Here is a 12,577-nt window from a genome sequence, read left to right on the forward strand (position 1 = left end):
CGATTACGCACACTGCCCGAACACGTCTACAACCAGATGGTCATGGGCTGAAAAACGTGGGGATACCTCAGATGCTGACCTCGTTACCCTACCGACGGTTGCTGGCCATCTCGCCGCGCCGGGCGAAGAAAACGAAATAAGTTGCCCCGTTCCAGTGCTCGACCACGTTCAGCCCTTCGTTGATCTCACGACGGAGCGTTTCGGAGTGCGGGTACCGGCATAGGAAGATGGTCTTGATCACCTTGCCCAACTGGGCAAACGCTTTGTAGGTCGGGTGTTGCACATTCTTCTTGGTGAAGCGACGCAGGATCGCCTCGGTTTCCGCTGTGCCCACGCGCAGCGCCGTGGCGTACTTGATCATTTGGTCATACTGCTGGCGAATCAGCTCCCAGCTGATAGACCTGGAAAGTATCTGTTGCAGACTCGCGTAGGCATTTGCCTTGCCGGCCTCTGGGCGATAAAGCTTCTGCGAATGGATGGCCTACAACTGCGGCAGCAACTGGACACCGAGTAGTCGGCAGAAGGCGAACGCTACCGCGCTATGGCCGGGTGAATCAACGTACTGCCGGTCCACCTCCATCTCGGTGCAGTAATGGATCACGCTCTCGATCATCTGAGGTCATCCAGCAACTCCCGCTCGACCTTGCGTTCGGCGCGTGCGCCGATCTGGTGGATGGTCTCGATTAGCAGATCCACCAAGTCATCGGTCAGCGTGCGGGTACGCAGGTAGACGAAGGCCGCCAACCAGGTGAGGCGCGCGGCGTCGGGGTGCCGGCGCAGTGCGTGCGGAGCTTTAACCGACACGCGCCCCCGGCAGCGCTCTATGTCGCGCGGGGGTGCATGGTCAAACAGGTCGGTGGGCAGTTCGATCTGCCGGATGAGGTTCAGTTTCGCCAGCTCGTCTTGCTTGCTGGCGAGGCTGGGACGGCCGGGACTGCCGCGCAGCTTCAGCAGAGCGGCCGGCGCGCTTCCCAGCGCATCAGCTTCAGTTTTATCGGCATCCTCATTGTCGGCGTTCGCGGGAAGCAACAAGGCATCCTGCCTTTCGCGCGTTGCCAGCGACAAAGCCGGTTCGCCAGGTTCTCACGCCGCGCACGCGCTTTGCCTATTCAGGCAAAGGCTGGGCACTGACCCGCGACGACAGCAGCATGTACATGAGCGACGGCAGTTCCACCATCCGCCGCCGCGATCCGGAGACGTTGCAACAGGACGGCAGCATCAAGGTCACCGCGCGCGGCCGGCCGCTGGACAACCTCAACAAGCTGGAATGGGTGAAAGGCGAGTTGCTGGCGAATGTCTGGCTGACCACGCGCATCGCACGCATCGATCCGGCCAGCGGCAAGGTGATCGGCTGGATCGATTTGAAGGCGCTGGTACCGGATGCCGAAACGATGACGGATCCGAGCAACGATGTGCTCAATGGCATTGCCTACGATGCCAAGCACGACCGCCTGTTCGTCACCGGCAAGCGCTGGCCGAAAATCTATGAGATTCGCTTGACTGACTGAGTCGCTGGGATTGGAATTGGTCTAAGCGACTTTCGCGCAGGCGGCAGCACGCTCGCTGTTGCGAATCCCCAATCCCAAATCCCGTCTTCCTGCCTACTGCCTAATCTGTCAGCGCAAAGGTATCGGCATCCAGCATCGCCGGGAAACGCGCGCGATGCTCGGCAAGCGCCGACGCACTGATCGTGGTGGTCACCACCTGCGGCTGCTGGTGAATTTCCACCTGCGGCTGACCTAGGAAATCGATCACCGCGCTGTCGCCGGCGTAGTGCAACTGGTTGCCATCGACGCCGACGCGGTTGACCGCCGCCACAAAGCACAGGTTCTCGATCGCGCGCGCGCGCAGCAGCGTCTTCCACGCATACGCGCGTGCAGAGGGCCAGTTGGCCACGAACAATTGCAGATCGAAATCCAGCTGACCCGGCCGCTCGACATCGTAGCGATTGCGGCAGAACACCGGAAAACGCAGGTCGTAGCAAACCTGCGGATTGATCCGCCAGCCCTTCCACTCCACCGTCAGGCGATCACGCCCAGCCGCGTAGCGCAGATGCTCGTTGCCGAAGCGAAACAGATGGCGCTTGTCGTAATACTGCAACGCGCCGTCGGGCGTGGCCCACAACAGCCGATTGAACACGCCCTGCGGCGTGCGCACCTGCGCGCTGCCGGTGACGACCGCACCCAACTGCGTGGCCTGCGTGCGGATCCACGCCACCGTGGGGCCATCCATGTCTTCTGCCTTGAAGATGGCATCGTTGGAGAACCCGCTGGTAAACGTTTCCGGCAGGATCACCAGATCGGTCTGCCCGGCCAACGGCTCCAGCAGCGCGCCGTAGTAGTCGCGATTGCCGGCCGGGTCATGCCAGCGGGTATCGCCCTGGACGAGCGAGATACGGAGGTCGTGCATAAGAAGCTCGGGATTGGGGATTGGGGAATCGAACAGCGGGGCTCGGGCGGCTTTATGTCATCGGGCTTTCTGCGGATTCAAGTCAACAAACGACGAACCACTGTTGCCAATCCCAAATCCCGACTCCCAGCTCCTCAGAGTCGCTGCAAGCGCTCGATCGCCGCATCCAACGTCGCATCGTTCTTGGCAAAGCACAGCCGTGCCAGACGCTGGCCAGCGGGCGCGGTTTCATAGAACGGCGAGAGCGGAATCGCCGCCACGCCCTTCTCCACCGTCAGCCACTTCACGAACTCGGTGTCGGGCAGATCGCTGATGGCCGAATAATCCACCAGCTGGAAATAGCCGCCGGGCACCGGCAATGGCTTCAGGCGTGTGGTCAGCAACTGTTCGCGGAAACGGTCGCGCTTGGCTTGATAAAAAGCGCCCAATTGCTCGTCGTGTTCGGGTTCGTCGCGGATCATCGCGGCGAAGGCGTGCTGGGCCGGGCCGAAGCTGGTGAAGGTATTGTATTGGTGCACCTTGCGAAATTCGGCGCTCAGTGCCGGCGGTGCGATGGCGTAGCCGATCTTCCAGCCGGTGCAGTGATAGGTCTTGCCGAAGCTGGAAATGACGAATGCGCGCTCGCGCAATTCCGGCCAGCGCAGCACCGATTCGTGACGGCGGCCGTCGAACACGATGTGTTCGTAGACCTCGTCCGAGAGCAGGAAGATGTCGGTGCCGCGCAGCAGCTCGCTCAGCGTCTGCATGTCAGCCGCCGAGAGCATTGCGCCGGACGGGTTGTGCGGCGAGTTGATCAGCAGTAGGCGCGTCTTGGGCGTGATCGCTGCGCGCAGCGCGTCCCAATCGACCGCGAAGGTCTGCGGGTGCAGCGCCACGTGTACCGCACGCGCGCCGGCCAGATCGATCGCCGGTTCGTAGCAGTCGTAGGCCGGGTCCAGCACGATGACTTCTTCGCCGGTGCGCACCACCGCGTGGATGGCGTTGAAGATCGCCTCGGTGGCGCCGCTGGTGACGGTGATCTCGCTATCGGCATCGACCTGCGCGCCGTAGCAGCGCTGCGCCTTGCCGGCGATGGCCTGGCGCAATGCCGCCACACCGGTCATCGGCGGGTACTGGTTGTGGCCGGCGCGCATGGCGCGTTCGAGCTCTTCGACCAGCCGCGATGGCACTGCAAAATCGGGAAACCCCTGGCCCAGATTCACCGCGCCGTGCTCGGCCGCCAGCTGCGACATGACGGTGAAGATGGTGGTGCCCACCTTGGGCAGCTTGGTCGTGAGGGGCATCGGGCCTGTCCGGACAAGAAATGGGGGGACCGCGAGTGTACGCAAAGCCGCCAGACCGTCGCGCCCAGCAGGCGCAAAACAGCGTTCCCGGACGCATCAAGCCGCGCAATGCGCACCAGCGCGGCCATCGCCGCTACAATGCGCGCCTTGCCTGGAGCGCGTATGCCCTGGGCGCAACGCGCGACGTCGTATCGGCCCGCCACAGGTCGCTTCGCACTCACCCTCTTTCCCCATGCCATCCTGCGACGGGAGCCCGCTGCGCCGATGATCGAACCGCTGCACACTGCACCACCATTGCTGGAGGCACGCGCGCTGGCCTTTAGCCGCAACGAGGAGCCGGTGTTCGGCCCGCTGGATTTCCACGTCGATGCCGGCGAGGCGTTGCTGGTGCAGGGCGACAACGGCGCCGGCAAGACCACGCTGCTGCGCGTGCTGGCCGGCTTGCTGCACGTGGAGCGCGGCGAAATCAAGATCGACGGCAAGACCGCGCGGCGCGGCGACCGCAGCCGCTTCATGGCCTACCTCGGCCACCTGCCGGGCCTGAAGGCAGATCTCAGCACGCTGGAAAACCTGCACTTTCTGTGTGGCCTGCATGGTCGCCGCGCCAAGCAGATGCCCGGCAATGCGCTCGCCATCGTCGGCCTGGCCGGTTACGAAGATGCGCTGGTGCGACAATTGTCGGCCGGCCAGCGCAAGCGCCTGGCGCTCGCGCGCCTGTGGTTGTCGCCGGCCCCACTGTGGCTGCTGGACGAGCCTTACGCCAACCTGGATCTGGACGGCATCACCCTGGTCAACCGGATGATCTCTGCGCATCTGCGCAGCGGTGGTGCGGCGCTGGTCACCACCCACGGCGCCTACGCGGCGCCGCCGGTGCGCACCCGCATGCTCACCTTGGAGGTCGCGGCATGAGCCTGCATTCGCCGCAACCCTCGCTGTGGCAAGCGGCGCGCGCCTTGCTCAGCCGCGATCTGCACTTGCTGTGGCGCCGTCGCAGCGATGCGCTGCAGCCTGCCCTGTTCGCGCTGTTGATCGTGGTGTTGTTCGCGCTGGGCCTGGGCGGGCGCCCGGACCTGCTCGCGCAGGCCGCGCCCGCGGTGCTGTGGTTGTCGGTGCTGCTGGCCGGGTTGCTGTCGCTGGATGCGCTGTTCCGCAGCGATGTGGAAGACGGCTCGATGGAGCAATGGCTGCTGGCGCCGGTGCCACTGGCGTGGCTGATCGCGGTGCGCGTGCTGCTGCACTGGGCGACCAGCGCGTTACCGTTGATCGCGGTAACGCCGCTGCTGGGCGAATTGCTGCACCTGCCACATGACCAACTACCGGTGCTACTGGCATCGTTGGCGCTGGGAACACCGCTCTTAAGTTTGCTCGGCGCCGTGGTTGCGGCGCTGACGGTGACGATGAAACGCTCTGGTATTCTGGTGGCGTTGCTGGCATTGCCGTTGTACGTGCCGGTGTTGGTGTTCGGTGCCGGCAGTGTTGCGGCCAGTGGGCAAGGACAGGATTCAGTGGGTGCGTTGTTGTTGTTAGGCGCCGGATTGGTGATCGGCGTGGTCCTGGCACCGCTGGCTGCGGCTGCCGCGATCCGTATTTCGCTGAATTGAGCCGTGCGGTCGATGCGGTGGTGATGAGGCGCGCAGCGCCGAGCGCTATCGCAGTGGCAACAGCTATGTCAGTTGCAAGAGCCACTGCTGTTTCGAGAGCTAATGCCATTCCAAGGGCTACTGCCATCGTATGAACGTCGTCGTCCACTGGTTCCACCAACTCGCCTCACCTCCGATCTTCGACCGTTTTACTGCGCGCTGGGCGCCGTGGTGCTACGCGCTGGCCGCCGTGCTGCTGGGCTTGGGCATCTGGCAGGCCTTGTTCGCGGTGCCGGCAGACTACCAGCAGGGCGATAGCTTCCGCATTATGTATATCCATGTGCCGAGTGCGTGGATGAGCCTGTTCGTGTTCGGGCTAATGGCGATGTATGCGGCGATCGCGCTGATCTGGCGCATCAAGATCTGCGAAATCCTGGCGATGGCCTGCGCGCCGATCGGCGCCGCGTTCACGGTAATTACCCTGCTCACGGGCAGCATCTGGGGCAAGCCGATGTGGGGCGCCTGGTGGGATTGGGACCCGCGCCTGACCACCGAGCTGATCCTGCTGTTTCTGTATCTGGGCGTGATCGGCCTGTATCAGGCTATCGACGACCGCCGTCAGGCCGCACGCGCGGCCGCACTGCTGGCGATCGTCGGCGTGGCGCTGCTGCCAGTGATCCGCTATTCGGTGGTGTGGTGGAACTCGCTGCACCAAGGCCAGAGCATTCGCCTGCTCGGCCCCTCGACGATCGATGCGAGCATGTTGCTGCCACTGTGGCTGATGGTGATCGGCACCAAGTTCTGGTTCGCCGGTTCGCTGTTCACCCGCGCGCGTGCCGACAACCTGCGCCGCGAGGCCGGCAAGGCCTGGATCGTGCGCGATGCGCCGGAGGGCGCGGCATGACCTACCTGCCCTACGTCATCGCCGCCTACGCGGTGTTCGTGCTGGTGCTGCTGTGGGATCTGCTTGCCGGCCGCTGGCAGGTGCGTCGCGCCTTGAAGATTGCACAGGCGCGGCGTCTGCGCGAGCGCAAGCGCGCGGTGCCCACCGATGTGGAGCTGATCCGGTGACCCCGCAACGGCGCCGCCGGATGTGGTGGGTGATTGCGCTGGTGCTGGCCGGCGTCCTGGCGACCACACTGGCGGCGATGGCACTGCAGCGCAATGTGGCCTACCTCTATACACCGTCGGAAGTGCTGCGCGGCGACGCTGGCGAGCACGCGCACTTCCGGCTGGGCGGCATGGTGGAAAAAGGCTCGTTCAAACGTGGGTCCGGCTCGTTGGAAGCGCAATTCCGTGTCACCGATGGCGATGCACAGCTGCAGGTGCGCTACGACGGCATCCTGCCGGATCTGTTTCGCGAGGGGCAAGCGGTGGTGGCAACCGGTCGCATGCAGCAAGGCGTGTTCGTGGCCGAAGATATCCTGGCCAAGCACGACGAGACCTATATGCCGACGGAAGTCGCCGACAAGATGGGCAGCGCGCATCGCAAGCACGACGTGCCGGCGGCAGCAGACCAAGCTGGAACGCTGCGTTGATGGCATCCATCAGAACATTGGCATTGCTGCAGGTTGATGGCTTGCGAGGTGGTGGCTTGGCTGACAACGTCGCTGTGCATGGGCAAGGTCGTGCAAACGCTGCATCAATGACGCCTCTTCATTGCGCTTGCAATCGTTGCACCACTGCATGCTCACCAACGCGCCGACCCGATGCTGCCTGAGCTCGGGACTTTCCTGCTGATTCTGGCGTTGCTGGTGGCGTTGGTGCAGGCCGCGTTGCCGCTGGCCGGTGCGCAGCCTGGGCGCAGCAGCTGGATGGCGGTCGCGCGGCCGGCAGCCCTGGTGCAGCTGGGCCTGATCGCCGCAGCATTCGCACTGCTGACGCATGCCTTCCTGGTGCAGAATTTTTCGGTGCGCTACGTCGCCGAGAATTCCAACAGCTTGTTGCCGGCGATGTATCGCTACTCGGCAGTATGGGGCGCGCACGAGGGCTCGTTGCTGCTGTGGACGCTGGTGCTGGCGCTATGGACCAGTGCGGTGGCGCTGTGGTCGCGGCAGCTACCCGTGCACGTCATTGCACGCGTGCTCGGCGTGATGGCGCTGGTGAGCATCGGCTTTCTGGCCTTTTTGCTGTTTACCTCCAATCCGTTCGCGCGTTTGTTTCCGGTGCCGTTGGAAGGCGCCGATCTCAATCCGCTGTTGCAGGACCCCGGCCTGATCATCCATCCGCCAATGTTGTATTGCGGCTACGTCGGCTTTGCGGTGCCGTTCGCCTTCGCCATCGCCGCGCTGCTGGAAGGCCGGATGGACGCACGCTGGCTGCGCTGGACGCGACCGTGGACCAATGTGGCCTGGTCGATGCTCACTGTCGGCATCGCGCTGGGCAGCTGGTGGGCGTATTACGAACTGGGCTGGGGCGGTTGGTGGTTCTGGGACCCGGTGGAAAACGCCAGCTTCATGCCGTGGCTGGTGGGCACCGCATTGCTGCATTCGCAGGCGGTCACCGAAAAGCGCGGCAACTTCGCCAGCTGGACATTGTTGCTGGCGATCGCCGCATTTTCGTTATCGCTGTTGGGTACCTTCCTGGTGCGCTCGGGCGTGCTGACTAGCGTGCATTCGTTTGCGGCCGATCCCTCGCGCGGGGTGTTCATTCTGGTGTTTCTGCTGGCGGTGGTCGGTGGTTCGCTGGTGCTGTACGCCATCCGTGCGCCGCGCTTGTCGCTGGGGGATGACCCGCGCCGCGCGTTTGCCGGCAGCTCGCGCGAAACGCTGCTGTTGTTGAACAATTTGCTGCTCACCTGCGCCTGCGCGATGGTGTTGCTAGGCACGCTGTATCCCTTGCTGGCCGATGCGTTGGGCCTGGGCAAGGTGTCGGTGGGGCCGCCTTACTTCGGCACGTTGTTTGTGGTGCTGATGGCGCCGCTGGTGGCGCTGTTGCCGTTCGGCCCGCTGACCCGCTGGCAGCGCGAGCAGGCCTCGCGCCCGTTGGCGATGCTGGCGCCGTGGGCGGGCCTGGCCATTGCCGCAGGCGTGCTGGCATGGTTGGCCGCTCCACAGGGGCAGTGGAAAGCGGCGATCGGCGTGGCTGGTGCGGCCTGGGTGCTGTTCGGCACGCTGCGCTTCCTGTGGACGCGGCGCGCGGCCAAGGGACGTAAATTCACCCCCGAAATGCTGGGCATGGTGTTGGCGCATATTGGCGTGGCGGTGTTCCTGGCCGGTGCATTGCTGGTGGAATCGCTGAGCCTGCAGCGCGAGGTCGCCTTGGCGCCGGGTGAGCAGATGCAGATCGGCCGCTACGCGCTGCACTTCGATCACGTCGAAGAACTGCGCGGGCCCAATTACGCCTCCGATCGTGCCAACCTACAGATGTTCAAGGACGATGCGCCGGTGGGCATGCTGCATGCGGAAAAACGCCGCTACGCCAGCGGCGGGCAAACCTTGACCGAGGCGGCGATCCGTCCCGGTCCGTTCGGCGATCTGTATGTCGCCCTTGGCGAACCGTTGGGCAATCACGCCTGGGCGGTGCGCGTCCACCTCAAACCGTTTGTCCGCTGGATCTGGCTCGGAGCGCTGCTGATGGCGCTCGGCGGCCTGGTCACCGCGGCCGACCGGCGTTTTCGTCGTTCTCCGGAGATCCAAGATGGTTGAGTCACGTTCACCCCGCCTGCCCACTGCGGTACTGGTGGGCGCCATCGTGCTGCTGCTCGCACTTGCAGCGCTGTTGGTCTATGCGGTGGTGCGCTCCGGTCAGGATGATCGCGATGCCCTGCCCTCGGCGCTGATCGGCAAGCCTGCGCCGGAGTTCGCGCTGCCGCTGCTGCACGACCCCAGCATCGTGGTGCACGCACGCGAGCTGCGCGGCGCCCCCTACATCATCAACGTGTGGGGCAGTTGGTGCCCGGCCTGCCGCGAAGAGCATCCGGTGCTGAGCCGCTTTGCGCTGACCAAGCGCGTGCGTGTGATCGGCTACAACTGGAAGGACGAGCGCAACGATGCGCTACGCTGGCTCGAACAACTGGGCAACCCGTACTTGCTGGTGGTGGCCGATACCGATGGCCGTACCGCGATCGACTTCGGTATTGCGGCGGCGCCGGAAACCTTTCTGGTCGACGGGCGCGGCGTGGTGCGCTGGAAATACAGCGGCATGCTCACTCAATCCATCATCGACACGCAGCTGATTCCGGTGCTGAGCAAGATCGAGCGTTCGCCCAGCGCCGCACCGGATCTGCACGCCAGCCGATGATGCGTGCCTGGCTGCTGACGCTGCTGCTGTTGCCCTGGCTGGCCCTGGCCCAGCCCGCCGGCGACCCGGCGCCGCTGCGCTATGCCTCTGCCGAAGAAGAAGCGCGCTTTCACGCGTTGACTGCCGAGTTGCGTTGCGTGCAATGCCAGAACCAATCGCAGGCCGATTCGAATGCGCAAATCGCGCAGGACCTGCGTCGCGAAGTGCTGGCGCTGATGCACGAAGGGCGCAGCGACGCGCAGATCCGCCAGTTCCTGGTGGCGCGTTATGGCGAGTTTGTGCTGTACCGCCCGCGCGTGGAATCGCGCACCTGGCTGTTGTGGTTCGGCCCCCTGCTGGCGCTGCTGCTTGGCGGAGGCGCCGTTGTGTTGGTGGTGCGCCGACGCAGCGTGGCTGCGCCCGCCCTGCCCGCCGATGAGCAGAAGTGGTGATGGTTGGCTTCGTTGTCGCGGCCGTGGTGCTGGCCTTGCTCGTCTTCGGCGTAGTGCTGCGGCCGCTATGGCGCGAAGCGCGCGGCCTTACCGCCAGCATTGCGGTGTTGTTGCTGGCCACGAGCGCGGCGTTGTATTGGTTGGTCGGCACGCCGAGCGCGATCGAGCAGCCGGCCAATCGGCCAGCCACGCCGCGTTCGTTGGACGAAGCCATCGTGCAACTGCGCGCTGCGCTGGCGCGCAATCCGGATCAGGCCGAAGGTTGGGTGTTGCTGGGGCGCTCGTTGTCCAGCCAACAGAAATTCGCCCAAGCGCGTGATGCGTTTGCACGCGCCGTTGCGTTGCGTCCGGACGAGCCCGACGTGCTGGTGGCGGCCGCGCAATCGTGCATGCTCGCCGACGACAGCGGGCGCCCTGATCCGCAGGCCATGCGCCTGCTCGAACATGCGTTGGCGGTGCAACCAGACCATCAACGCGCACGCTGGTTTCTGGGCGTAGTGCAGCGTCAGGCCGGTCAGCCGGCCAAGGCCAGCGAGACCTGGGCGCCGTTGCTGGGTGTGGTCGACGCCAACACCCGCCCGGGCCTGCTGGAACAGATCAATGCCGCGCGTGGTGAAGCCAAGCTGGCATCGATCCAGGCACCGGCTGCGCCTGCTGCCACTGCAGCCAGCGGCAAACGCATCCAGGTGCGCGTGAGGCTGGATGCCGAGTTCGCCAAACGCGCCGCATTGCCCGGCGATACCAGTGTGTTCGTCATCGCCCGCGCAGCAGATACGCCGATGCCGGTGGCGGTGGAAAAACACGCGCTGAACGAATTGCCCTTGACCACCACCCTGGACGATGGCGACAGCCCGATGCCGACCCGCACGCTGTCGTCGCTGGACAAGGTGCAGGTACTGGCGCGGCTGTCGCGCAGCGGCAATGCGATGCGCCAGGCCGACGATGTCGAGAGCGTGCCGGTGATGGTTGAGCTGCCTAGCAAGAGCGAGGTGGAATTGATCATCGGCCGCTGATTGCTGGCCCGTGTTGATGACGCTATGCACGCATCGTTGACCAAGCTGGCTTAGGTCGGCGCTGATCTTTGCGCCAGCAACATCCGGCTCATCCCGCACAGCCTGAAGTCCCCGCGGTGGGCTTGCATAAAGGCGTACTTTGTTTTTACACCTTGGCAATGTACGCGGCGACTTCCATGGACTTGAGAGGTCTAGGAAACCCTGCGTGTATCAGGATGACCGGTGAACGGAGACAGATCGCGGCATATGCCTTGAGTGGCTCAAATGGGCGCAATGACGCAAATGAACACTACCGCGGTTGAGAACGGTGGCGCTGTCGCAATTTCCGCAGTGGATATGTCTCTTCCTAAGTTTACTTCTTCAATGCAACTATTTTTTCTATGGGCGCATAGTTCAATATAGCCTATGGCCAAATTTTCCTTTTCGTTAGTTGCACTCCTTGCCTGGTCTGATGGCTGGGCACAGGACAGCTCTCTGGTCCTCAATCCCAGGTTGGATTCCGCCGACCTAGCTATGAGATCAGGCGATCTCCCAGCACTAAACTCTATGCTAGTCAAAGAAACGAGCAATCCGTCTAAAATGGAGATGCTGAAGGCTTATATTGCAAGAGTCCGTGGCGACATCAGCAATTCTGACAAACACGCCACTCGTTGCGCCGATACCGCCAAGAGGTCTCTGGGCAATGATTACAACATCAACTTTAAGTGCAAGAGTTTACTTGCCGGCAATGCAGTGATTAGAGGTGACTACCCAAAATGGTCGGCCATGATTCATTCTGCAACCAGCGATGTTGAAGAGCTTGTTCGGAAAACCATGCTTGATGAGGCGCCCGGTCAATATAATAATGACGTTGAAGTTCTTGCGCCAGCCGCGGTTTCTGTCCCACAAATTGAAAGTAAAAGCCCAAGATTCTCCATCAATGGATCCGAAACCCGTATACAAAGAATATTTCGTAGTGGGGATCCATTAAAAAGAAGCGAACCGTTTAGGGTAAAGGCAGAAGTGAACGATATTTCAGCCGAATTTGCTTTCGATACGGGCGGGCCGGCAACCGTCATAGGAGGCAAAACTGCACACGCGCTGGGCCTTTCTCCGGAAAAAAATAGCGGACATATCTCTTATGATCTGATTTTCGAAGCTCGCCAAGTTAATGTTTTTTTGCGCATGTCAAAAGCTTTAAACTTGGCGCTTTTACAGCGACAGATATAACCGTTCTTGTAAGCGATGATCCTTCAGTGGAAAATGTTATTGGGCTCGACCTTATACAAGGCATGGGTCAATTTAAAATTTCATCTTCGCAAATCGATCTGCGTTCCGGCAACGCATGTAGTGGTGAGCTACGGATGGCGTCAGACTTGTTCGGCGGAACGCAATTTATCATGGGTATGGTTGAAATTAATGGCAAAGACTTGCTAGCGGACATTGACACAGGAAACGGCGAACAGCTTGTCGTATACGAATCTGATCAGCTGCATAGCTCCGCTGAAGCGAGTGTCCAAGGACTGCCTTTTAAAACACATCCAAAACTGAAAAAAAGTAATGGGCACCTCGAACAACCAAGTCGTAGCCGTGGTGACACGCACTGGATGATGACCATACCTTCAAAAAATCAGCGATCT

Annotated in this window: 14 protein-coding genes and 2 pseudogenes; 12 read left to right on the top strand and 4 right to left on the bottom strand. The window is 62.6% G+C overall.

Annotation, left to right across the window (positions count from 1 at the left end):
• Positions 1 to 88: 88 nt before the first annotated feature.
• Positions 89 to 613 (bottom strand): annotated as a pseudogene (locus XpopCFBP1817_RS23200) (Tn3 family transposase).
• Entirely contained in the window at positions 610 to 1,065 is a 456-nt protein-coding gene (locus XpopCFBP1817_RS23205; protein ID WP_244171206.1) for a hypothetical protein, read from the bottom strand. The pseudogene XpopCFBP1817_RS23200 and the gene XpopCFBP1817_RS23205 overlap by 4 nt, the downstream one beginning before the upstream one ends.
• A 17-nt stretch (positions 1,066 to 1,082) precedes the next feature.
• Here XpopCFBP1817_RS23205 and XpopCFBP1817_RS16040 point away from each other — a divergent pair.
• Positions 1,083 to 1,508: pseudogene (locus tag XpopCFBP1817_RS16040) on the top strand (glutaminyl-peptide cyclotransferase); the annotation flags it as partial.
• Positions 1,509 to 1,608: 100 nt separating this feature from the next.
• Here XpopCFBP1817_RS16040 and XpopCFBP1817_RS16045 read toward each other — a convergent pair.
• Together XpopCFBP1817_RS16045 and XpopCFBP1817_RS16050 are read right to left on the bottom strand one after the other, a co-directional pair.
• Positions 1,609 to 2,409 (bottom strand): amidohydrolase, encoded by an 801-nt coding sequence (locus XpopCFBP1817_RS16045; RefSeq protein ID WP_128417872.1) that lies wholly within the window; start codon positions 2,407 to 2,409, stop codon positions 1,609 to 1,611.
• A 134-nt stretch (positions 2,410 to 2,543) separates the two neighbouring features.
• Positions 2,544 to 3,692: a pyridoxal phosphate-dependent aminotransferase gene (locus XpopCFBP1817_RS16050; protein ID WP_128417873.1), complete on the bottom strand. Its 1,149-nt coding sequence runs from the start codon at positions 3,690 to 3,692 to the stop codon at positions 2,544 to 2,546.
• 264 nt (positions 3,693 to 3,956) lie between these two features.
• On the opposite strand from XpopCFBP1817_RS16050, the gene ccmA reads away from it, so the two are divergent.
• From ccmA to XpopCFBP1817_RS16105, 11 genes are all read left to right on the top strand, one after another.
• Entirely contained in the window at positions 3,957 to 4,601 is a 645-nt protein-coding gene (gene ccmA, locus XpopCFBP1817_RS16055) for a heme ABC exporter ATP-binding protein CcmA (RefSeq protein ID WP_128417874.1), read from the top strand.
• A complete protein-coding gene (gene ccmB, locus XpopCFBP1817_RS16060) occupies positions 4,598 to 5,293 on the top strand; it encodes a heme exporter protein CcmB (protein ID WP_128417875.1) in 696 nt (231 codons plus the stop codon). The genes ccmA and ccmB overlap by 4 nt, the downstream gene beginning before the upstream one ends.
• Before the next feature lie 130 nt (positions 5,294 to 5,423).
• Entirely contained in the window at positions 5,424 to 6,176 is a 753-nt protein-coding gene (gene ccmC, locus XpopCFBP1817_RS16065) for a heme ABC transporter permease CcmC (protein ID WP_128417876.1), read from the top strand.
• The gene (locus XpopCFBP1817_RS16070; RefSeq protein ID WP_128417877.1) at positions 6,173 to 6,343 is read left to right on the top strand and encodes a heme exporter protein CcmD; all 171 of its coding nucleotides are present in this window, start codon (positions 6,173 to 6,175) and stop codon (positions 6,341 to 6,343) included. The genes ccmC and XpopCFBP1817_RS16070 overlap by 4 nt, the downstream gene beginning before the upstream one ends.
• Positions 6,340 to 6,810, top strand: coding sequence for a cytochrome c maturation protein CcmE (gene ccmE / locus XpopCFBP1817_RS16075; RefSeq protein WP_128417878.1), 471 nt, complete (start codon positions 6,340 to 6,342; stop codon positions 6,808 to 6,810). Before XpopCFBP1817_RS16070 ends, ccmE begins: the two co-directional genes overlap by 4 nt.
• Positions 6,811 to 6,981: 171 nt before the next feature.
• Positions 6,982 to 8,919, top strand: coding sequence for a heme lyase CcmF/NrfE family subunit (locus tag XpopCFBP1817_RS16080; protein ID WP_128417879.1), 1,938 nt, complete (start codon positions 6,982 to 6,984; stop codon positions 8,917 to 8,919).
• A complete protein-coding gene (locus XpopCFBP1817_RS16085; protein WP_128417880.1) occupies positions 8,912 to 9,514 on the top strand; it encodes a DsbE family thiol:disulfide interchange protein in 603 nt (200 codons plus the stop codon). The genes XpopCFBP1817_RS16080 and XpopCFBP1817_RS16085 overlap by 8 nt, the downstream gene beginning before the upstream one ends.
• Positions 9,511 to 9,945: a cytochrome c-type biogenesis protein gene (locus XpopCFBP1817_RS16090; RefSeq protein WP_167393956.1), complete on the top strand. Its 435-nt coding sequence runs from the start codon at positions 9,511 to 9,513 to the stop codon at positions 9,943 to 9,945. Before XpopCFBP1817_RS16085 ends, XpopCFBP1817_RS16090 begins: the two co-directional genes overlap by 4 nt.
• Complete coding sequence (locus XpopCFBP1817_RS16095) at positions 9,945 to 10,958, top strand: tetratricopeptide repeat protein (protein WP_167393957.1); 1,014 nt, start codon at positions 9,945 to 9,947, stop codon at positions 10,956 to 10,958. The genes XpopCFBP1817_RS16090 and XpopCFBP1817_RS16095 overlap by 1 nt, the downstream gene beginning before the upstream one ends.
• A 405-nt stretch (positions 10,959 to 11,363) precedes the next feature.
• On the top strand, positions 11,364 to 12,167 hold the full coding sequence (locus XpopCFBP1817_RS16100; protein ID WP_128417882.1) for a retropepsin-like aspartic protease: 804 nt from the start codon (positions 11,364 to 11,366) through the stop codon (positions 12,165 to 12,167).
• Between the two features lie 26 nt (positions 12,168 to 12,193).
• The coding region (locus tag XpopCFBP1817_RS16105; RefSeq protein ID WP_146090190.1) for a hypothetical protein at positions 12,194 to 12,577 on the top strand (384 nt) is incomplete at its 3' end.

The organism is Xanthomonas populi (assembly GCF_002940065.1).
Taxonomy (GTDB): Bacteria; Pseudomonadota; Gammaproteobacteria; order Xanthomonadales; family Xanthomonadaceae; genus Xanthomonas; species Xanthomonas populi.